This is a genomic window from Dyella psychrodurans (genome assembly GCF_003363265.1).
GTDB lineage: Bacteria > Pseudomonadota > Gammaproteobacteria > Xanthomonadales > Rhodanobacteraceae > Dyella_B > Dyella_B psychrodurans.
Genome location: NZ_QRBF01000001.1, coordinates 612,521 through 634,388, shown reverse-complemented (window position 1 = coordinate 634,388; position 21,868 = coordinate 612,521). Strand labels below are relative to the sequence as shown.

Below are 21,868 nucleotides of genomic sequence, written 5' to 3'. Positions count from 1 at the left end.
CACACAGAACTTCTCGCTTTTTCATTCATTTCCCCATTCCCCGGAATCAGCCATGAACGCTCAAGCTGCAACTAATCCCGTCGATGACGGTGATTCGCCGAGTAAAGGTCGCCGTCGCCGCGTCCTTGCGCTCATCACATTTGGTGTCGTTGCCATCGCGGCAGCCGCCACGGCTTATTACTTGGCCGTGGCGCGTTATTACGAGTCCACGGACGATGCCTACGTCAATGGCAACGTGGTGCAGGTCACTCCGCAGGTCGTCGGTACGGTGATTGCCGTCAACGCGGACAACACTCAGACCATCAAGCAAGGACAGCCGCTGGTTCAGCTCGATCCCGCCGACGCGCGAATTGCTTTGCAGCAGTCGGAAGCCGCGTTGGCGCAGACCGTGCGCCAGGTGCATACGCTGTATGTCAACAATCTTCAGTATCGTGCAGTGCTCGATCAGCGCAAGGCCGATCTCGCTCGCACTCAGGAAGACTACAGCCGCCGCATGGATATCGCGAAGACCGGTGCGATTTCTACGGAAGAGATAACTCACGCCCGCGATGCATTGAGCAATGCACAGGCTGCGTATGCTGCGGCGAATCAGCAACTTGCATCCAATCAGGCGCTGACCTGGAATGTCTCGATTGCCAATCATCCGGACGTGCTGGCTGCTTCAGCGAAAGTGCGCGATGCGTATCTCGCTTACGCGCGCAACACATTGCCGGCGCCCGTTACCGGTTACGTAGCTCAACGCGTGGTGCAGGTGGGTCAGCGTGTCGCACCGGGTACGCCGCTGATGGCCGTGGTGCCGCTGAACGAAATCTGGGTGGATGCCAACTTCAAGGAAGTGCAGCTTGAGCACATGCGCGTCGGCCAGCCGGTGTCGTTGCATGCCGATGTGTATGGTTCCTCGGTGACGTATCACGGCCATGTGGTCGGCTTTTCCGCCGGTACGGGCTCGGCGTTCTCCCTGCTGCCGCCGCAGAACGCCACCGGCAACTGGATCAAGATCGTTCAGCGCCTGCCGGTACGCATTGCGCTTGATCCCAAAGAGCTGGAAGCCCATCCGCTGCGCATCGGCCTTTCGGTGATTGCCGAGGTCGACTTGCACAACGAAAACGGCGCGGCCCTCAACGATGCCCCGAACACGGTCTATCAGACGCCGGTGTTTGCCGACTACGGTTCTCAGGCCGACGCCCGGATCGCGCAGATCATCACGCAGAATGCAGGCGATGACGTGACACAGGTCGCCGCGGCTCCGCGCGTGTTGCGTGGCACGCCGCGTGTTGCCGCAGTGCGTTGAGGCCGGCCGTCATGAGCGAGAAGCACATCGATCATCCCCCTTTGCAAGGGGCGAAGCTTGCCATCGGTGCTGTTGCCGTATCGCTGGCGACTTTCATGAACGTGCTCGACACGTCGATCGCCAACGTTTCCATTCCGACCATCTCCGGCAATCTCGGCGTGTCGTCGGATCAGGGAACGTGGGTGATCACGTCGTTCGCGGTCTCCAACGCCATCGCCTTGCCGTTGACGGGTTGGCTGTCGCAGCGCCTGGGGCAGGTGCGCTTGTTCCTCGGCGCCACAGTGCTGTTCGTGATTGCATCATGGCTATGCGGCGCGGCGCCGAATCTGCCGTTTCTCCTGCTTGCGCGCGTCCTGCAGGGCGCGGTGGCCGGGCCGATGATTCCGCTGTCGCAATCGCTGTTGCTGGCGGCGTTTCCACGCAGCAAATCGTCGCTGGCGTTGTCGCTGTGGTCGATGACCACGCTGGTGGCGCCCGTGGCCGGTCCGATTCTGGGTGGCTGGATTTCCGACAATTACACCTGGCCATGGATTTTCTACGTCAACATTCCGGTGGGCGTGCTTGCCGTGGTCGGCACATGGCTGATTTTCCGCGATCGCGAGTCGGCCACTCACAAGTTGCCTATCGATAAGCTTGGACTGGTGTTGCTGGTGATCTGGGTGGGCGCCCTGCAGATCATGCTGGACAAAGGCAAGGACCTCGATTGGTTCAGCTCGCCCATCATCATTGCGTTGGCTGTAACCTCCGCCGTTGCCTTCGTGTATTTCGTGGCATGGGAATTGACCGACCGTCATCCCATCGTCGACCTGAGCCTTTTCAAGAATCGCAATTTTTCGGCGGCGACTGTCGCATTGTCGACGGGTTACGGGCTCTATTTTGCAAACATCGTATTGCTACCGTTGTGGTTGCAAGAGTTCGTCAACTATCGGGCCACGGATGCAGGCCTGGTACTGGCACCCGCGGGTCTGGTGGCGGTGCTGTTGACGCCGTTCACGGGGAAGCTGGTCGGACGTATCGACCCGCGCATACTCGCCACCGTATCGCTGTTGTCGTTCGCCGTGTGCTTTTTCTGGCGAGCCGGTTACACGAGCGATGTCGATCCATGGTCGCTTGTCGCGCCGACCCTTATTCAAGGGGTAGGCCTGGCGACGTTCTTCGTACCTTTGCTCAGTATCGGTTATGCGGGTCTACCGCCATCCCGCATTGCGGCGGCATCGGGTCTGTTCAACTTCCTGCGCATTCTTTGCGGCGGTATCGGTACCTCGATCTTCCAGACGGCGTGGGATCACCGGTCCATCCTCCATCACGCGCAACTCAACGAAGTGACGACCGACTACAACCCGACGTTCCAGCAGTTCACTCATCAAGTGCAACTGGCAGGAAACAATCGCGAACAGGCCTACGGCGTCTTCAATCATGTGCTCGATCAGCAGGCGGCGCTTTTGGGCGTGGACGATCTGTTCTACCTCTCCGCGATCCTGTTCGTGGCGTTGATCGCGTTGCTGTGGATCGCCAGGAGACCAGGGCATGGCGGCGGCGGTGACGCTTCCGCGACGGCATCCGGCGCCCATTGAGCGGAATACGCCGCGTGGCATGAGTTCCATTCGGCCGCAAAGCCTTGGCCCGGGTCGCAGCCCGGGCTTTTTTTGGAAAATGGCGGGCGGACGCCGGTCTCTCTGCCATCAGTCACGTTGTTATAGTGTAACGACGATCTCATACTCGGTTCCTGTCGCGGAGGGCCGTACCGAGCCCCTCGCACCACCGGGAGATCGTCATGAAGCAGGTGATTTGTTTCGCACTGACGGGTCTGCTCGCTGCCGGAGCCGGGGCGGCGATCGCTGATGAAGGCATGTGGACGATGGACCACCTGCCGACCAAGCAGATGCAACAGCGTTACGGTTTCACGCCAAGCCCTCAATGGATCGACCTGGTGCAACACGCTGCGTTGCGTCTCGCAGAGGGGTGCTCGGGTTCATTCGTATCCGCCAACGGCCTGGTGATGACCAATCATCACTGCGCCAATGCCTGCCTGTCGCAACTTTCCAAAGGGCATGAAGACTACATGTCCAGCGGCTACGTCGCGCTCAAGCAGGAAGACGAGCCGAAATGTCCGGATGTGGAACTCAATCAGCTCGAGTCGATCACCGATGTGACCGCACAGGTGAATGCTGCCACGGCGGGAAAGAATGGCGCGGACCGTATCAAGGCGGAGCGTGAAATCGGCAGCAAGCTGGAACAGGCTTGCGTCAGTGGCGATGCGAAGACCTGGCGTTGCGACATGATCACGCTCTACAACGGCGGTCGTTATGCGATGTACAAATATCGTCGCTATCAAGACGTTCGGCTGGTTTTTGCGCCGGAGCAGAGCATCGCTTTCTTCGGCGGCGATCCGGATAATTTCAATTTCCCGCGCTACGACCTGGACGTCACGTTTTTCCGCGCCTATGTAGACGGCAAGCCGGCGAATACGCCGCAGTTCTTCAAATTCGACACGCAAGGACCGAAAGACGGCGACATGACCTTCGTGGTCGGCAATCCCGGCTCGACGCGGCGCGGTCTGACGTGGAGCGAATTGTCCGCGCTGCGTGACGATCAGCTGGTACCCACTTATGCGTTGCTTTCGGAAGTACGCGGCGTGCTGTGGCAATACGCGCGTGCCGGCCAGCAGCAAACCAAGGAGTCGGAGGAGCTCCAGTTCGGCATCGAAAATGCCATCAAGGTGTACAGCGGCTGGTTGCAGACGCTGAACGATGAAAAGTTCATCCAGCAGAAGCAGCAACAGGATGCCGGCTTGCGCCAATGGATGGCGGCGACACCCGAGCGCCGCGCCAAATATGGCGATCCGTGGTCCGATCTCCAGCACGCACAGCAACGCAGCAAGGACCTGAGCGTGCGTTTCAGGATGCTGGAACGAGGCGTTGGATTTGGTCAGTTCGCCCAGCTGTTCCAGGACGCGCGCACTCTCGTACGCGCGGCCGCCGAGCGCAATCAGCCCGATGGCCAGCGCCTGCCGGAATTCCGTGAGGCCAACCTTCCTGCCGTGCAGCATGAGGTGGAGTCGGACGTGCCGTTTTATCCGCAATACGAGCAGACCGTGCTTGCATGGTCGCTGGGCAAGTTACGCCAGGCGCTCGGCGCGGACGATCCGACCGTCCACGAGGTGCTGGGCAAGCAGTCGCCGGAGCAGCTCGCGCAACAACTGGTCAGCGGCAGCAAATTGGGTGACGCCGCCGTGCGCAAGCAGCTGTGGGACGGTGGCGAGAAAGCCATCGAGGCCTCCAGCGATCCGATGATCCTGCTTGCCCGCAAGGTCGATGCGGAATCGCGCAAAGTGCGCAAGGAATACGAAGACGAGGTCAAGGCGCCGACGGACAAGGCCGACGAAACCATTGCAAAGGCGCGCTTCGACCGCGAAGGCACGTCCAGTTATCCGGATGCCACCTTCACGATGCGCCTGTCCTACGGCAAGGTGGTCGGCTGGAACGAAAACGGCGAGCCAGTGCCTCCCTTCACGCATTTCGACGGTCTGTACAAGCGCGCGACGGGTGCCGATCCCTTCAAGCTTCCCGACAGCTGGATCAAGGCGCAGGGTTCGTTGGACATGTCGACGCCGATGAACTTCGTCAGCGACAACGACATCATCGGTGGCAATTCGGGCAGTCCCGTGATCGATCGCCAAGGGCATGCCGTCGGTTTGATTTTTGACGGCAACATCCACTCGATCGGCGGCGATTTCGTTTACGACGGCAGCAACAACCGCTCCGTCGCCGTCGACACCGCCGCGCTGGTGGAATCCGTACGCAAAGTCTACAACCTGCCGCGCCTTGCCGACGAGCTGACGCAGGGACACCTCTAGCGCGGTGAATTTTTACATCAACTCGACCCAAGCCGGGCTGTGGATCCAGAATTGCTCACGCGACTGGATCCACCCGGCAGCATCTTGATAGATCAGCCATGCGTTGATCACGTCGAGGAGATCCTGATCGTTGCGGCGCACGGCGAATGCATGAGCGGTCTTGCCGTAGGTGCTGACGTCGAGCGTCTGCAACTGGTCCGGATAGGAGTGGGCGAGGGCGGTCGGCAGGGGTTGTTCGGCAAGCAAGCCATCCAGGTCGCCGTTACGAAGATCCTGGATGGCTTTGCTTTCGTCGTTGATCTCGACCAGGTCGCTATTGCCCAGATGTTCCTTGGCGGTTGCGGCGGTGATCGTGCCCGAAAGCACACCGATGCGGTGCTTTCCATTGCCGGTTTCCAATGCCAGCAGATCGTCCTTGCCGAGCGATTTGCGGTTGACGACCAGGCCCAATGCATACGTGCCGTAAGGTCTGCTGTATTTCAACGACAATGCGCGCAGCGGCGTGACGCTGAGTCCTGCGGCGAGCACATCGAAATGACCTGCACGCAGGTCATCGATGCCCGCAGTCCAGGTTGTCGGCACCAGCTCGATCTTCCAGCGCATGTCTTGCGCGAACTGCTGGACCAGATCGATATCCAGTCCCAGCCACTGGTTGTTCTTATCACGCAAGACCCACGGTGCATTGAGCGCCACACCCACACGAATCACGCCGTGCTTTTGAATATTCGTCAGCGTGTCGCTCGACGGCTGCGATGTGCTTCGCGTAGCGTGGCCAGGCCAGGCCGAAGCCGCAGGTATCACGGGCGCATGGAGCAGCGCACCGGTCAAAACGAAAGACGCCATACATGCCAACAGCCGGAACAGGCGCATGGGTATCCCCTTTATGGCAGCGATCCGTGATGTCGATTTGCGGGCTGATATTCAATCCGCCCAAGGGTTTGGCGCAAGTCTGAGCCGACGCACTTGCCTGGTTGTGACGTAAAGGTGAAAAGTGGGGCGTTCAGGTCGGAATTTCCCGTGAAAGCGATTACACTTTCGACGGCCGACCAGCGACTGGCTCCATGTTGCAGCAGAATGACGAGGCAGCGTGGCCAGTGGATCGACGGGGAGCAGCGTCGATCGGCGGTGGCCGCTGCCCGAAATGATGTGGACATTTATTTGTGAAAGAACTGACAGCGACAGCTTCTACGGTGTTTTTGCTGGATGTCGACAACACGCTGCTCGACAACGATCGTTTTGCGGCCGACCTGCGCGCGTATCTGACCTATCAGTTCGGCCAGGCGGAGTGCGAACGCTACTGGTCTGTCTACGAGCAACTTCGCGATACGGTCGGATACGCCGATTACCTGGGCGCTCTGCAGCATTTCCGGCGGGAGAACGACGCTCGCCCCGAGCTGCTCGCACTGTCGGCATGGCTGCTCAACTATCCGTTCGAGAACCTGCTGTTTGCGAATGCCCTGGAAACCATCAAGCACCTGAATACGCTGGGGAGTGCCGTCATACTTTCCGATGGCGATATGGTGTTTCAGCCCTACAAGATCGAATCGTCGGGTATTTATGGCGCTGTGGGCGGTCGCGTGCTGATCTTCGTTCACAAGGAACGCGCACTGGATGCGATGCAGGCGCGTTACCCGGCCGAACATTACGTGATGGTGGACGACAAGCCCCAGCTGCTCGCGGCGATGAAGCGCCAGCTCGGCGACAGGCTCACCACCGTATTCGTGCGCCAGGGGCACTACGCGGCCCAGGCCGATCTTGCAGCCATCCAGCCAGCGCCCGATCACAGCATCGAGGAGATAGGCGACCTGCAGCAGCTTGCCGATGGCCTGATGCGTACACGCGCGGAACCCGTGGCCTGAACGAACAACGACTGGCCCAACCAAATTACAGGTTTTGAACCCTTCGACGGACGCGTCGTTGCCATAATGCGCCGATGACATCGATCATTGAGGGCATGGCCGGGTGAGCGCAAAAGTCGACAAATACGCTGGAAAACTGGCACCGGAAAGCATGCTGGTGGACGTGTCGAGGCTGCTGGACGCCTACGCCACGTTGCAGCCGGATCCGGCGGAAGCGTCACAGCGAGTGGCTTTTGGTACCTCGGGTCATCGCGGTACCTCGTTCGACCGCAACTTCAATGAATGGCATGTGCTGGCCATCACGCAGGCCATCTGCGATTACCGTCGGCACAAAGGCATCGGCGGTCCGTTGTTCATCGGCGTCGACACGCATGCGCTTTCCAGGCCGGCGTTCGAGAGCGCGCTGGAAGTGCTGGTCGCGAACGACGTGCACGTTGCCATCTCTGCAGGCGACGCCTACACGCCGACGCCCGCCGTCTCGCATGCCATTCTCGTTCACAACCGCGATCATCGGGACAGTCTGGCCGATGGCATCGTGATCACGCCGTCGCACAATCCGCCCGACAACGGCGGCTTCAAATACAACCCGCCCAATGGCGGACCCGCCGACACCGACGTCACCAGCTGGATCCAGCAACGCGCCAACGCGTTGCTGGAAAGCCGCCTCGATGGCGTGAAACGGGTGAGTTATCCGCAGGCGCGGCGCTCAAGCCTGGTGCGCGAGCACGATTACATCACGACCTATGTCGATGATCTGAAGAACATCGTCGATTTCGATGTGATCCGGAATGCGGGCGTGCACATGGCGGTCGATCCGCTCGGTGGCGCGGGCGTGCATTACTGGGGGCCGATTGCCAAGCGCTATGGGATCGACCTTACCGTGGTCAGCGAGGCGGTCGATCCGACTTTCCGCTTCATGACCGTGGATTGGGACGGCAAGATTCGCATGGACCCGTCGTCGCCTTACGCCATGCAGCGTCTGATCGGACTGAAGGATCACTACGACGTCGCGTTCGCATGCGATCCGGACCATGATCGTCACGGCATCGTGACGCGCAGCAGCGGTTTGATGCTGCCGAACAACTATCTTGCGGTCTTGGTCGATTACCTGTTCCGCCATCGTCCGCAATGGAACGAGCAGGCGAGTGTCGGCAAGACGGTGGTCAGCAGTTCGCTGATCGATCGCGTGACCAAGCGTCTTGGCCGCAAGCTTTATGAATCGCCGGTAGGCTTCAAATGGTTCGCCGATGGGCTGTTCAATGGATCGCTGGGCTTCGGCTGCGAGGAGAGCGCGGGTGCGTCGCTGCTGCGCCATGACGGTCGCGTCTGGGCCACCGACAAGGATGGCATCGTGCCCGCATTGTTGTCGGCCGAGATGACTGCGCGCTGCGGGAAGGACCCGGGCGAGTTGTACGTGGAGTTGACCCATACACTCGGCAAGCCGTATTCCGATCGCGTCGAAGCGGCCGCCAATGCGCAGCAGAAGGCGAGGCTTTCCAAACTGTCGCCGCAGCAACTGCAAAGCACCGAACTGGCGGGAGAAAAGATCGAGCAGGTGCTCGATCGCGCGCCCGGCAACAACGCGGCGATCGGCGGTATCAAGGTGATGACGGCCAACGGCTGGTTCGCTGCCCGCCCGTCGGGCACCGAGGAGATCTACAAGATCTATGGCGAGAGCTTCAAAAGCGAGGCGCATCTGAAGGCGATCCTGCAAGAGGCGCAGAAGATTGTGGATGCGGCGCTTTCTGATTGATTTCTATGTTTTAAATCAATAGTTTAAAACTATAATTTGAAGTGACTTATATTCTTTGTGCGCCGCCGTCCAAGAGGCGGCGTGCCGGGTTGTACGTTCAACGACGACGTACGCATCCGTGCTTCGACGCATGCGCTAAGCTCGGCCCACGAACTGTTTGGCAACGTGGCGAGGGAGTGTCATGACTCATGTTGAATTGCGTCCAGTCGTCCATGTCGACAACGAATGGCGCCGCTGGATTGCGGAGAATCTGCTGCTGGATGGCCAGCCGCAGGCCATCTACGAACAGATGGTTCGCATCGGCATTCCTCATGAGGAGGCCGTGCACGAACTTCAACAGGCCTTGGCCAGCCCGTATCTGCTCGGCGCGCAGCGACTGAAGAACCGTCTCGCCAAGCGGGACTGGGTGCTCGACAGCCAGCGCCGCATGAATCATCTGCGCGATGCGGAAGTGCCGCGTCGGCACAAGTTGTCGCGCGACGAATTTTTCGATGCCTACTACACGGCCGGTCGCCCCGTGATCATCACCGGCATGATGGACGACTGGCCGGCGATGACGGGATGGAATCTCGATTATTTCAAGCAGCGTTGCGGCGATCGCGAGGTGGAAATCCAGTTCAATCGCGATGCCGACGAGCAGTACGAGCTGCGCAAGACGGCGCATCGCAAGACCATGCTGTTCGGCGAATATGTGGAACTGGTTCGCAGCGCCGGCCGCAGCAACAACTTCTACATGACGGCGTACAACGAAGGCATGAATCGCACGGCGCTGGCCGAGCTGTGGCAGGACATCGTGCAGATTCCCGAGTATCTGAATGGCGAAGGTTCCACTCAGGGATTTCTCTGGTTTGGACCGTCCGGCACCATCACGCCGTTTCATCACGATCTCACCAATAACTTCATGGCCCAGGTCCTGGGGCGCAAGCGTGTGTTGCTGATGCCCGCTTGCGAGATCGCGCATGTCTATAACCACGAACATTGCTTTACGCATGTCGATGGAAGACAGGTCGATCTGGCGCGCTATCCGCTCATGGCCGACGTGCAGATGCTCTCATGCGTGCTGAATCCCGGAGAGGTGCTGTTCCTGCCCGTAGGCTGCTGGCATTTTGTGGAAGGTCTGGATGTTTCAGTGACGGTGTCGTTCACCAACTTCCTGTGGGACAACGACTTCACGGGAGCCTATCCGCAGCAGCAGGCCTTTTGATGCCGGGGCGCGTCGCCTGATCGACATCGTGCATCTGGGAATCGTGCCGCCAGTCCCCAGATAGGGACCTCGTCATCAAGGTTCTTTGCATGATTCCCTTTTCTGTACTCGATCTTGCCCCGGTTACCGAAGGCAACACGCCTGCGCAGGCCTTTGCCAACTCGCTCGATCTCGCGCGATGGACCGAGAGCCTGGGTTACACGCGCTACTGGCTGGCCGAGCATCACAACATGCCTGGCATTGCGAGCGCGGCCACGGCGGTATTGATCGGGCATATCGCCGGCGGAACATCGACCATTCGAGTCGGTGCAGGCGGCATCATGCTGCCCAATCACGCGCCGCTGCAGGTGGCCGAGCAATTCGGGACGCTGGCTTCGCTCTATCCGGGACGCATCGACCTGGGATTAGGGCGCGCACCCGGTACCGATCAGGCCACTGCGCGCGCTTTGAGGCGCTATTACGAAGGCGCCGAAACCTTTCCCGATGACGTGCGCGAGTTGCTCGCGTTCTTCGAGCCGACGGTGCCAGGGCAGGCGGTGCGCGCCGTACCCGGCGCCGGCATCGACGTGCCTGTCTGGTTGCTGGGATCGAGCCTTTTCAGCGCACAGCTTTCGGCGGCGCTCGGCCTGCCGTTCGCCTTCGCATCGCACTTCGCGCCGGATGCGATGGATGAAGCCTTGATGATCTACCGCCGCGACTTCAAGCCTTCCGCACGTCTTGACCGACCTTACGCGATGCTTTGCGTCAATGTAGTCGCGGCGGAAAGCGATCGCGAAGCGCGACGCCTGTTCACGACGCAGCAGCAGAGCTTCATCAACCTCCGTCGCGGTCGGCCGGGACTGATTCCGCCGCCCATCGACGACATCGAGAACTACTGGACTGCCACCGAGAAATACGGCGTGGAACGCGCCCTGGCCTGTGCCATCGTGGGCGGCCCGGATACGGTGAGGGAAGGGCTGTCCGCCTTCATGGAACGCCATCGCCCCGACGAAGTGATGCTGACCGCGAACGTGTTCGATCACCAGGCGCGCAAGCGCTCGTTCGAACTGGCGGCCCAGGCACGCCAGCGGTTGGCGAAAGCAACCGCCTAAGCGCATTCTGGCTCCCTTGAAGACGCCATGCCGGGTTCGGCGCGGCCGCTCGTTTACAAATATATATTACATTTATATAATATATAGAACTGAAGCGACATGGGGTGAGCCATGGCCGATTTTGCAGCCACCGAGCAACGACTGGCGGTAACGTGCCGCCGCTATCCTGACTTCCCGCGCCGCTCGGCGACGGTAGTGAGGCTGGTGAAGCACATCCACAAGCTGGTGAACGACAGCGCGAACGCGACGCTGAAGCCTTACGGCCTCAACCACCCGGAATACAACCTGCTGATGATGTTGTACGGTACGGCGAGCGGTACGATGTCGCCGTCGGAGCTCGCGGATGCGACCGGCGAGAAGTCGGCCAACATCACGCGCCTTACCAACGAACTCTGCGACATGGGATTGATCGCCCGGGCCGCAAGCGCCGATGATCGTCGCAAGCTGGACCTGAGCCTCACGCCCAAAGGATTGGCATTGATCGAAAGTTTTCTTCCGGATATCTGCGGTTTGCTCGCGAGGGAGGTGCGTCATCTGACGGTCGCCGAGCAGACCCAGCTTGAAAAGCTGTTGAAGAAGTTTTTGAGCGGATTGGCAGACTGAGGCAGTCACCGATGTCCGTAACCGACGTCCATGCAGCGGTGCCTGCAACGCGCGAACTCGTCATGGCGGGTTTGCGTGCCGAAGCCGACACGTGGCTTTTCGTCGTCAAGACGCTGCTGGCATTCTTTATCGCCGGGTGGCTGGCCATGCGCCTTGCGCTGCCGCAGCCGTCGACGGCGATGATCACCACCATCATCGTCGCCAATCGCCAATCCGGCATGGTGCTGGCCAAGAGCTTTTATCGCGCCCTGGGGACGCTGGGCGGGGCCGCCGCCGCGCTTTTGATCGTTGCGCTCTTTCCTCAACAGCGCGTGTTGTTTCTCGGTGCGTTGTCACTGTGGGTAGGGCTGTGTTCGGGCGGCGCCGCGCTGTACCGCAATTTCAAGTCCTATGCGTTCGTGCTGGCCGGCTACACGGCGGCGATCGTTACGCTTCCCGTGATCAATCATCCGCCGGACGTGTTCGACGGGGCCGTGGCGCGCATCAGCGAAGTGCTGCTTGCCCTGCTGGTCTCCGCCGTGGTGAGCGACGTGGTGTTTCCGATCCACATCCGTGAAGTATTGCGTCGAACGGCGCGCGAACAGTTCATGCATTTCATTCAGTTCGTGCAGAGAGCCATGGGCGGCCGCATTGCGCGCAGCGATATCGAAAACGCGCATTTGCGCTTCGTCCGCGATGCGGTGACCCTCGAAGACATGCGCAGTTCGGTGATCTTCGAAAATCCCGAGGCGCGTGCGCGCAGCGGTCATATGCTGCTGATGAATCAGCGCTTCATGGCGGCTTCCACCAGCCTGCAGTCGCTGCACCACCTGATCAACCGCCTGCAGCGGAATGGCCGCGACGTGCCGGCGAAAGCGCTTATAGCACTCTACGCGCCGATTGCCGTGGCGCTGGATGTCGCGGTCGATCCTCTCATTCCAGCCAGAACCCTGTTGCCGCGCCTGGAGACGGCGCAGCGGACCATGGACGCACGCGCGCAAGTCGTACGCAGCAGCCTGACACCCGGCGACGATGTGCGCGATTTCGATACCGGCGCCAACCTGCTGCATCGATTCGCCGAAGAATTGCATGCGTACGTGGATACTTCCGCGCTGTTGCAGACGCCCGGCGGTATACCCGGCACGGTCGAAAGAGTGCGCTTCACGCGCGGCAACGATTTCTACAGCGCCGGGCTGGCTACGTTGCGCACATCCATGACCATGGCGGCACTCGCCGTGTTCTGGCTCGCATCCGCCTGGCCTTTCGGTTCGTCGGCGATGCTGATCGCGACCGTTTTCGCGGGCTTGTTTGCATCGGCGCCCAATCCGACGAAGGCGATCGGGTCGACCATCATCGGCTTTTCCTTTGGCACGCTGGCCAGCTTCCTCTGTCAATTCTTCGTGCTTCCCAGCATGGACGGCTACGGCCTGTTCGTCGCGGGAGCCGCGCCGTTCCTGATGATCGGGCTGGTAATGATGATGTGGCCGAAACTGGCGGCGGTGGGTCTGGGTTACTCGATGGGCTTTGCGCTTACGTTCGCGGCAAGGAACTTGATGGCTTTCGACATCGTGCATTTCGCCAACGATTCGCTGGCGGACCTGGTCGGCCTCGGTTGTGCGGCCATCGCGTTCGTGTTCGTACCGCCGACCTTCGGAAGTCCGTGGTTCCGTCGCCATCAATTGGAACTTTTGCGCAGGCAAGTCAGCGTCGCTGCCGAAGCGCCTTTGCTGGGTCTGCGACATCGCTTTGAAAGCGTCAACCACGATCTTTATGGTCAGATCGTCGCGCAGACCGAACGTGGCAGCAGGGACTCGAGGATGCTGGTCGCCTGGGCTCTTGCCGTGCACGAAACGGGGCGTGCTCTGATTCAATTGCGCAGCGACATGGCGGATCGTACCTGGCCCAACGATATGCATCGGGCTGTCGAGCCGGCCATTGCCGCACTTGCGCGCTTCTACGAAGAACCCAGTAGCGTCGGGTACGTCCAGGCGCGCGATGCCATCCAAGTTGCCATCGAGCACATCGGCAAGGACGACGCAGCGCGGCCTCTTCTGGATCACCTGCACCTGCTGCGCATGGCGCTGCTTGACGAGCAATCCGTGCTGGCCGAATACATGCCGCCCAAGACCAACACGCCGGGAGCCGTTCATGCCTCGTGAAATCGCTTTCGGCGACGCGCTGATTCCCGGGCTGCTGGTCTGGTTCGTGGTATCGCTGGGATTGCTTCTGCTGATCGACGTGGTCATCGGGCGTTTTGGCCTTTATCGCTTCGTCTGGCATCCGTCGCTGTTTCGGATTGCGCTGTTTGTCTGCATCTTCGGCAGCCTTGCGCTGCTGCTTTATTGACGACGAATGTTTCAACAGAGACTGTTATGAAAACTGCCCTGACTATCCGCGTTGCCTTGACGATCATCGTGGTACTGATCGCCGTGCTTTTATCGCGCGCGCTATGGAAGCATTACATGTACTCGCCCTGGACTCGCGATGGGGTAGTGCGTGCCAATGTCGTGCGTATCGCGCCGGATGTTGCCGGCCTGGTCACGCAGGTGAATGTGGTCGACAACCAGATCGTCAAGAAAGGCGATGTGCTGTTCGTGGTCGACCGGGCGCGTTATGTCGACGCGCTCGACCAAGCGAAGGCGAATCTGGCGGCGGCGCAGGCTGCGGTGGCGGCGGCGGGCGCCAACATCGATGCGGCCAGGGCAGGCACGGCGCAAAGCAAGTCCAACTACGAGATGTATGCGGCGCAGTCCAAGCGTCGTCAGGCGCTGGCCGACGTGGTTTCCAACGAAGATCGCGCCAATGCGCAGGCCACTGCCGATGCGGCACGTGCCACGGTGAGCAAGTCGCAGGCCGGCCAGGAACAGGCTGTCGCGGGTCAGCAACAGGCCTTGGCTGCGGTGAAGCAGGCCCAGGCTGCGTTGGCAACGGCCGAACTCAATTTCGAGCGCACCGAGGTGCGCTCGCCGGTGGACGGATACGTGACCAATCTGCTGGTGCGTGTCGGCGATTACGCCACCGCAGGCGCGCCGCGACTTGCCTTGATCGACAGTCATTCGTTTTGGATCGACGGTTACTTCGAAGAAACGAAGTTGCCGCATGTGCATCTCGGCGACGAAGTGGATATCCGTCTGATGAGCGGCGGCGTGCAACTGCGCGGCACAGTGGAAGGCATTGCCCGCGGTATTGCAGACGCCACCAATCCGACGAGTACGGATCTGCTGGCCAACATCAATCCGACCTTCAACTGGGTGCGGCTGGCGCAGCGCGTGCCGGTGCGTGTTCGTATCGACATGGATCACATGCCCGCGGGAACAGTGCTGGTGGCGGGGCAAACGGCGACCTTGATCGTTCACCCTCACGAAAACGGCGAACTGGCCGAGGCATCACGGTAAACGGCGATGCGATCCTTCAACCCTATCAAACCGGTTTCCCTCGCGACGCTGACGCTCACGCTCTGCGCGGCGCTCGCCGGATGCGCGACATCGGGCGGTTTGCATCCGACAGGTACCACGCTCGATGCGCGCAGTCTCAAGAGCCAGCAAAGCTTCGCCGACGTTCCGCTCAGTCCCACGGCGTGGCCTGCGCAGGATTGGTGGATCGGATTCGGCGACCCGCAGCTGACACAGCTGATCGACGAGGCGCTGAAGAACAACCCCACGCTTGCCGAAGCTCAGGCGCGTGCGAAACAGGCCCAGGCCGTCGCCGACAGTGTGGATGCAGCACGCGCGCCGCAAGCGGAGCTGGATGCCGCGGCCGAGGGTGCAAGGCTTTCCGAGAAGGACCCGCTCTATCCCAGTTATGCGCTGGGCTCGTTCGCGTGGGCCAAATCCGTCACCGCGGGTTTCTCGTGGGATCTGGATCTATGGGGCGGCAAGCGCGATGCGTGGGAAGCTGCTCTAGGCCGGAGTCGCGCGGCGGAGATCGACGCGTATGCCGCGCGCATCGAGTTGTCCGTGAACGTGGCGCGCGCGTATGTGCACCTGGGTTATGCCTTCGCGCTGCGTGACGTCGCCGACGGCGAGTTGCAGCGCTCCGGCCAGACCTTGACCCTGACGCGCCGCCTGTTCGAGGGTGGCCTCGGTACGTCGCAGCAACTGGAGTTCGCCGATGCCGAGGTCGCCAGCGCGGAACAGCAGAAGGCGCAGGCGGATCGCGATATCGATGCAGCGCGCAGCAGTCTGTCCGTATTGCTGGGGCAGGGGCCCGACCGTGGCTTGAGCATTACTCAGCCCCACATGCTGGAATCCGGCCAGATAGCACTGCCCGATCAGCTGAATGTGGATCTGCTTGGCCGCCGCGCCGATCTGGTGGCGGCGCGCTGGCAAGTCGAGGCGGCATCCAAGGACATCAAGGCCGCGAAGACTCAATTCCTGCCCAATATCAGCCTGAGCGCGATGGCGGGATTCGTGGCTGTCGGCGACAGGACCAATGTGTTCCAACTGCCTGCACGCACCTACAGCGTGGGACCTGCGCTGAGCCTGCCGATTTTCGACGGCGGTCAGCGCCGAGCCAATCTGGCGGGTGCCGATGCGCGTTACGACGAAGCCGTCGCGCGATACAACAGCCTGCTGATCAGCGCAGTCAATGACGTGTCGGATCTTGTGTCGGCATTGTCGTCGGTGCACACGCAGATCGAGCTTGAAAAACGCGCCAAGCAGGATGCGCAGAAGAGCTGGCAGGACGCGATGTCCGCGTACAAGGGCGGGGTGAGCGGTCCATTGACGCCGTTGGCGAGCCGGCAGCAACTGTTGGCCGCCGATCAGCGGCTGGCCGCACTGCAGAGCCAGCAGGCCGATCTCTCGATTCGGCTTATCGATGCACTGGGCGGCGGTTATGGGGCCAATGCTTCCAGTAGCGTGCAACCTAAGGTCAGCGCGCAGTGATTCACGCTGTCCAGCACCTCGAAGGACTAGCAGGTTGGGGCGCATAAACCCCAACCTGCCATGCGCTCAGGCTAGAACTTGTAATAAGCGCTCAGATTGACCTGATTGCCGCTGGTCGTCTGGCGATTGGTACCGTTCGTGGTGCTGTCCAGGATCGCGTGGATCCATTCCAGCGCAAACGAATAATCGCCTACCGAATATTCCACGTTCGCCGCGTACGAATCCACCTTCAACAATCCCGTCGCGCCATTTCCCATCCAGCGAATGACGTCATGCGAATTGGGCTTGCTGATGCCGTAGAACAGGTTGAAGCTCCAGTTCGGCGTGAACTTGTAGCCACCTTGCACGTAGCCGCCCTTGTCCTTGATATCGCCGAACTGCGAAAGATCGCCGAATATCTGGCCGATGCCCTTGCCGGTATAGGCAACGCTGCGGAACACCCACGGACCGGGCGTCCAGGCACCGCCGAGTTCAAGGGCTTCGCTGGAGAATTGCCGTTTGATCGGCGCGGGTTCGGTGCCGCCTACGCCGCTCAGGTTGATCTGGCTCCAGTGCGCGGCGAGGAAGGCCATCCACTCTTTGGCCACCTCGACATGCAGCTTGGCTTCGATCTGCGGACGGAAGCCGGCATTGCCCGCGGTCAGATAATTTATGTTGCTGCCGGGACCATTCCAGTTGCCTTCGAAGGCGCCAACATCCACGCGCCACTTCGGACCATCCGAACCGTGGTTGAGATCTTGCGAATAAATGGCGCCGGGGAAACGCCAGCCGATGATGCCGGCGCCATAGCCCAGCGGGAACGCGATGTGGCTGAGCGATTCGGGTAGATCGTCGAGTGGGAACATGAGATCCCACATCTGACCGATCTTGATGTTGCTGCCGCTGACCGGATTATTGAGCACCATATACGCCTGGCGGAGTCGCGGTATGGGTTGTTGCTGCGAATACGCACCCGTGCCGTTGTTGCCGCCGAAGAAATCCATCTCAAGATGCGCGCCGCCGGTCCAGTCACCGGCGATCTTGGCGCCGGTCAGATCGAACAAGAAGCGCGTGTTGCGCACATCGACACCGCTCAGATCGCCTTTCGAGCCAGGAATCGGGTACTCCGTATTCTGGCCGTTGCCGTAGGTGTAGCTTTTTGTCTGCGAGAAGGCCGTTGCGTCGATGAAGCCGTGGAAAGCGACCGATATACCTGGCGCGCTGGTAAAGGTCGGCGTCGTTGGTGCCGGCTGCGCCGCGGCCATGGTGGCTTGCGCCTGCTGCGTCTGCTGGATCTGCGTCTGTTGCTGACTCTGCTGATTTTCCAGTTTCGACAACGCGGCATGCATGGATGCCAGATCCTGCTGTTGTTGATTGAGTTGCTGCTGCTGTTTTTCCACCAGGGCTTTCAGCGCCTTGATTTCGGCATCCCTGCTGCTGTTCGATTGCGCAAACGCCGGGGCTGTAAACGTCAGGCCCAGGGTAGTGAGGGCCAGAAACAAAGCTTGTCGTTTCATGGAATTCTCCCGTGCAGTAGGCGAGCGTGGTATCCGCATCTTGTTAGGGTGCACCGATGGGCAGAACTTTCTTTTGGTGCATGTCGTTGATCACCTCCGCCGCAGAGAGATAGAACGCCAGCAGTGCGGTGATAAGGCCCACATAGCCTCCCGCGACATGCAGTCCGCTCATACCGGTCCATTCCCCCGCGGCCAGTAGGAAGAATGTGATCCACAAAGCGAGGAAAACCAGCTGCAATGCACGCGGCGCACGCAGCGAGGCGATCCACATGTAAAAGGTGAATACGCCCCACATAAACAGATACCAGCCTACGAAAGCACCAGGCACCTTGTCGTGCAGAAACAGCACGAACAAGGCAAACGACCACCAGAAAGCGCCGTAACTCACAAACGCGGTGGCGCCGAACGTATTGCCGCGCGGCAATTCCATGACACCGGCAATGATTTGCGCCGTTCCGCCATAAGCCATCGCTACGGCCAATACCATGCCCATGGCATCGGCGGTGAACCATCCGGCGTTGATCATGCTTAACAACCATGTCGTCAGCGCGAAACCTGCCAGACCTAGTGGTGCTGGATTCGAGAATCGCGCAACAGCCTGTTCGTTGCTCATTGCAAGAACCTCCCCGAAGATTGGATGAAGTGAGTAACCCGCGTCATCCGCGGTGGCTTATCTCCTGTATCCCTAGCGCCGGTGCGGGCGATGTTCCCGTTGCCAGCATCGGTTTCTTGCTTCGTTACGGCGGCCGGCCAGCGTTGCAGGCGCAATCGCCATGACTACCTGCGGCTCCGGCAAGCGTCGGAGTCTTAAAGCAAACCGTTATGTCGATAAGAGGTGAAGAGAAACCTGCATCGGCGTAAGCCTGTACGACGCGGCAGCGTGTGTGCTGTCGTGGAAAGGGTGTGCACCAGTATCAACATGGCTCCTCCCTTTTTAGCGTTCGGATCAGTCGAGCGGGCGGGGTATGTGCTGCTCGATGACAGATCGTTTCAGGCGTTGTTTCACCTTGGCGGATTGCTGCGCTGCAATGCTGCGGACAGCTGTTCAGCCAGCTCCGCCCGAACGAGCGAACTTTACCTAAATATGACCGCGATGGGTGATTTTTTTACAACCCGGGCTTGGCGCCGATAACGCTAGGCGGTACTCACTGCCTCATGGGCGCTGACTGCGTCCATCACGCGAGCGGAGTACACCAGTGCGGCACCTGCATTGAGTGCGATGGCGACGCCCAATGCTTCGGCAATTTCACCGTGATTGGCACCATGTTTGAGTGCCTCGCCGGTATGCACGGTGATGCAGCCATCGCAGCGAGTGGTCACTGCAACAGCCAGCGCAATCAGTTCGCGCGTCTTTGCATCGAGATGCCCCGTCTTCTGACCGGCCTTGGACAAGGTCTGGTATCCGGCCAGCGTGTCGGGACTGAGTTTGCCGACTTCGCCGATGCGGCCCATTAATTGCTTGCGATACTCCAGCCAATCCATCATGAGGTGTCTCCTCTCTCATCGTTTAGCGGTGGAGCCAGTCGCGCGAGGTGCGCGACGGGTCTGCCAAGTATCGCGCCGTAGCGCAAGGCTTGGTACAGGTGAGCGGCAACTCCCGGCGATGCGGGGGCTTGATGCATGTTGCGTTGCGGTATGGCATCGACACCGGGACCTAGTCCGAAAGCCACACGCGCATATCTGCGGCGCCGGATTATCTTTTGCTGACTCACTTCCCATCAGGTAGCCGCCATGCAGCCCATTCAAAGGATTCTCACCGCAGCGATGCTTGGTGCTGCCGCAGCCTTGGTGGCGACTCCGGTGGTGCTGGGCGCGGATCAACCGGCGACGACGGGCGGCGCAAATGCCGGCATCGATCTTTCCTATATCGATCACTCGGTGAAGCCCGGCGACGACTTCTTCAGCTACGCCAACGGCGCGTGGGTGAAAACGGCGCAGATACCTGCCGATCGTTCGAGCACCGGTCCCACGCAAGAGCTGGAGGATTTGACCGCCAAGCGCACCGCGGATCTGATCCAGAACATGGCCAAGCTGCATCCAGCGTCAGGCACCAACGAACGCAGGATCGCGGACTACTACGCGGCTTACATGGATGAGGCGACCATTGAAAAGCGAGGCCTGATTGCCATCAAGCCCGAGCTGGACCGCATCGATGCCATCAAGACACGCGACGATCTCGCCCGCGAGCTTGGCAGCGAACAGCGTGCGGATGTCGATCCCATCAACGCCACCAACTTCCAGACGGAAAACCTGTTCGGGCTTTTCGTGGCGCAGGCGTTGCAAGATCCCTCGCGCAACATGGCCTACCTGTTGCAGGGCGGTCTTGGCATGCCGAGTCGCGACTACTACTTGTCGCAAGATCCGCAAATGGTTGCGTCCCGTGCCAAGTATCAGACCTATGTCAGCGCATTGCTGACCCTGGCAGGCACGCCCGATGCCGATGCGCAGGCCAAGTCGATCGTGGCGTTGGAAACCAAGATTGCGCAGGCGCAGGAAAGCCTCATCGATAGCGAGGACATTCACAAGGCCAATAACGTGTGGAGCATGAGCGACTTCGCGAAAAATGCTCCGGGCATGAATTGGGCGGTTTATTTCAAGGCTGCCGGTCTTGGCGATCAGAAGGCGATCGATGCCTGGCAACCTGCCGCCACCGCGGCGATCGCAAAGCTCGTGAGCGGCGAACCGATCGAGACGTGGAAGCAACTGCTGCGCTATCACGCCATCGATTCGGCCGCGCCGCTGTTGCCCAAAGCGTACGACGATCTCCACTTTGGTTTTTATTCCGGCGCGTTGCAGGGCGTACCCACGCAACCTGCACGGTGGAAACGAGCGGTCGACGCCACCAGCGACGATCTGGATTATGCGGTGGGGCAGGTCTACGTGAAGAAGTACTTTCCGCCCCCGGCCAAGGCGGAAGTGCAGGCGATGGTCAAGAATCTCATCGCCACCTTCAACGAACGCCTCGACACCTTGGCATGGATGACGCCCGCCACGCGTGCCAAGGCTAAGGAAAAACTCGCCTCGCTGCGCGTGGGCGTCGGTTATCCGGATACATGGCGCGACTACGGCTCGCTTGCGATCCGATCCGACGATGCGCTGGGCAATCATCAGCGGGCCGTGGCCCATCGTTACCGTTATCAGCTTGCCAAATTGGGCAAGCCGGTGGATCGCGGCGAGTGGTGGATGACGCCGCAGACGGTGGACGCGGTGAACTTGCCCGTGCAAAACGCCCTGAATTTCCCGGCTGCCGTGTTGCAGCCGCCGTTCTTCTTTCCGCACGGCGACGCCGCGGTGAACTACGGCGCCACGGGTGCCACGATCGGGCATGAAATCAGCCACTCCTTCGACAATCTCGGTGCGGAATTCAACGCGCAAGGCAAACTTGAAAATTGGTGGACGCCGCAGGACGCCGCGCATTTCAAGGCGACGACGCAAAAGCTCGTGGAGCAATACAACCACTACCAGGCGCTGCCCGGCCTTTATGTGAGCGGCCAGCAGACTCTGGGCGAAAACATCGCCGATGTAGCGGGCCTTGCCGTCGCGTATGCCGCTTATCATCGTTCGCTCAACGGCAAGCCGGCGCCGGTGATCGACGGGCTGACCGGCGATGAACGCTTCTTTCTGGCTTACGCGCAGGGTTGGCGCGTCAAGATCCGCGATGAGGAATTGCGCCAGCGACTGGCGACGGACGTGCACGCGCCGGACAACATCCGCGCGCAGGCCGTGCGGAATATCGACGGCTGGTACGAACCGTTTCACGTTCAACCGGGAGACAAGCTTTATCTGTCACCGGACGACCGGGTGAGGATTTGGTAGTGACGTTCGGATGGCGGGCCGATATGGATCGGTC

General features: G+C 60.5%; 17 protein-coding genes. 13 read left to right on the top strand and 4 right to left on the bottom strand.

Annotated elements, in window-relative coordinates; genetic code table 11:
- The first annotated feature begins 52 nt into the window (after positions 1 to 52).
- The 3 genes from DWU99_RS02965 to DWU99_RS02955 all read left to right on the top strand — a co-directional run bounded on the left by DWU99_RS02965 (position 53) and on the right by DWU99_RS02955 (position 5,147).
- Positions 53 to 1,291 carry an HlyD/EmrA/EmrK family protein gene (locus DWU99_RS02965; RefSeq protein ID WP_115476491.1) on the top strand — a complete coding sequence of 413 codons (1,239 nt, stop codon included), beginning with the start codon at positions 53 to 55 and terminating at the stop codon, positions 1,289 to 1,291.
- Positions 1,292 to 1,302: 11 nt separating this feature from the next.
- The gene (locus DWU99_RS02960; protein ID WP_115476490.1) at positions 1,303 to 2,865 is read left to right on the top strand and encodes a DHA2 family efflux MFS transporter permease subunit; all 1,563 of its coding nucleotides are present in this window, start codon (positions 1,303 to 1,305) and stop codon (positions 2,863 to 2,865) included.
- Between the two features lie 200 nt (positions 2,866 to 3,065).
- Positions 3,066 to 5,147 (top strand): S46 family peptidase, encoded by a 2,082-nt coding sequence (locus DWU99_RS02955; protein WP_115476489.1) that lies wholly within the window; start codon positions 3,066 to 3,068, stop codon positions 5,145 to 5,147.
- A gap of 12 nt (positions 5,148 to 5,159) precedes the next feature.
- Here the strand turns inward: DWU99_RS02955 and DWU99_RS02950 are convergent, their stop codons facing one another.
- On the bottom strand, positions 5,160 to 6,017 hold the full coding sequence (locus DWU99_RS02950) for an ABC transporter substrate-binding protein (protein ID WP_115476488.1): 858 nt from the start codon (positions 6,015 to 6,017) through the stop codon (positions 5,160 to 5,162).
- Between the two features lie 290 nt (positions 6,018 to 6,307).
- On the opposite strand from DWU99_RS02950, the gene DWU99_RS02945 reads away from it, so the two are divergent.
- From DWU99_RS02945 to DWU99_RS02905, 9 genes are all read left to right on the top strand, one after another.
- Entirely contained in the window at positions 6,308 to 7,006 is a 699-nt protein-coding gene (locus DWU99_RS02945) for an HAD family hydrolase (RefSeq protein ID WP_199535688.1), read from the top strand.
- A 103-nt stretch (positions 7,007 to 7,109) separates the two neighbouring features.
- The gene (gene pgm / locus DWU99_RS02940; protein ID WP_115476487.1) at positions 7,110 to 8,759 is read left to right on the top strand and encodes a phosphoglucomutase (alpha-D-glucose-1,6-bisphosphate-dependent); all 1,650 of its coding nucleotides are present in this window, start codon (positions 7,110 to 7,112) and stop codon (positions 8,757 to 8,759) included.
- Between the two features lie 181 nt (positions 8,760 to 8,940).
- Positions 8,941 to 9,963, top strand: coding sequence for a cupin-like domain-containing protein (locus tag DWU99_RS02935; RefSeq protein ID WP_115476486.1), 1,023 nt, complete (start codon positions 8,941 to 8,943; stop codon positions 9,961 to 9,963).
- Positions 9,964 to 10,052: 89 nt separating this feature from the next.
- Positions 10,053 to 11,054 (top strand): LLM class flavin-dependent oxidoreductase, encoded by a 1,002-nt coding sequence (locus DWU99_RS02930; RefSeq protein WP_115476485.1) that lies wholly within the window; start codon positions 10,053 to 10,055, stop codon positions 11,052 to 11,054.
- A 111-nt stretch (positions 11,055 to 11,165) separates the two neighbouring features.
- On the top strand, positions 11,166 to 11,657 hold the full coding sequence (locus DWU99_RS02925) for a MarR family winged helix-turn-helix transcriptional regulator (RefSeq protein WP_115476484.1): 492 nt from the start codon (positions 11,166 to 11,168) through the stop codon (positions 11,655 to 11,657).
- Positions 11,658 to 11,668: 11 nt separating this feature from the next.
- Positions 11,669 to 13,795, top strand: a complete 2,127-nt coding sequence (locus DWU99_RS02920; RefSeq protein ID WP_115476483.1) for an FUSC family protein — start codon at positions 11,669 to 11,671, stop codon at positions 13,793 to 13,795.
- On the top strand, positions 13,785 to 13,982 hold the full coding sequence (locus DWU99_RS02915; protein ID WP_115476482.1) for a DUF1656 domain-containing protein: 198 nt from the start codon (positions 13,785 to 13,787) through the stop codon (positions 13,980 to 13,982). The genes DWU99_RS02920 and DWU99_RS02915 overlap by 11 nt, the downstream gene beginning before the upstream one ends.
- A gap of 26 nt (positions 13,983 to 14,008) precedes the next feature.
- Positions 14,009 to 15,031, top strand: coding sequence for an HlyD family secretion protein (locus tag DWU99_RS02910; RefSeq protein WP_115476481.1), 1,023 nt, complete (start codon positions 14,009 to 14,011; stop codon positions 15,029 to 15,031).
- A 6-nt stretch (positions 15,032 to 15,037) separates the two neighbouring features.
- Positions 15,038 to 16,522, top strand: coding sequence for an efflux transporter outer membrane subunit (locus DWU99_RS02905; RefSeq protein WP_115476480.1), 1,485 nt, complete (start codon positions 15,038 to 15,040; stop codon positions 16,520 to 16,522).
- Between the two features lie 71 nt (positions 16,523 to 16,593).
- Here the strand turns inward: DWU99_RS02905 and DWU99_RS02900 are convergent, their stop codons facing one another.
- The 3 genes from DWU99_RS02900 to DWU99_RS02890 all read right to left on the bottom strand — a co-directional run bounded on the left by DWU99_RS02900 (position 16,594) and on the right by DWU99_RS02890 (position 19,503).
- Entirely contained in the window at positions 16,594 to 18,018 is a 1,425-nt protein-coding gene (locus DWU99_RS02900; protein ID WP_233510834.1) for an OprO/OprP family phosphate-selective porin, read from the bottom strand.
- A gap of 43 nt (positions 18,019 to 18,061) precedes the next feature.
- Entirely contained in the window at positions 18,062 to 18,631 is a 570-nt protein-coding gene (locus DWU99_RS02895; protein WP_115476479.1) for an acetate uptake transporter, read from the bottom strand.
- A gap of 521 nt (positions 18,632 to 19,152) precedes the next feature.
- Positions 19,153 to 19,503: a carboxymuconolactone decarboxylase family protein gene (locus DWU99_RS02890; protein ID WP_115476478.1), complete on the bottom strand. Its 351-nt coding sequence runs from the start codon at positions 19,501 to 19,503 to the stop codon at positions 19,153 to 19,155.
- Positions 19,504 to 19,749: 246 nt separating this feature from the next.
- Between DWU99_RS02890 and DWU99_RS02885 the strand changes: the two genes are divergently transcribed.
- The gene (locus DWU99_RS02885; protein ID WP_115476477.1) at positions 19,750 to 21,834 is read left to right on the top strand and encodes a M13 family metallopeptidase; all 2,085 of its coding nucleotides are present in this window, start codon (positions 19,750 to 19,752) and stop codon (positions 21,832 to 21,834) included.
- Positions 21,835 to 21,868 lie beyond the last annotated feature (34 nt).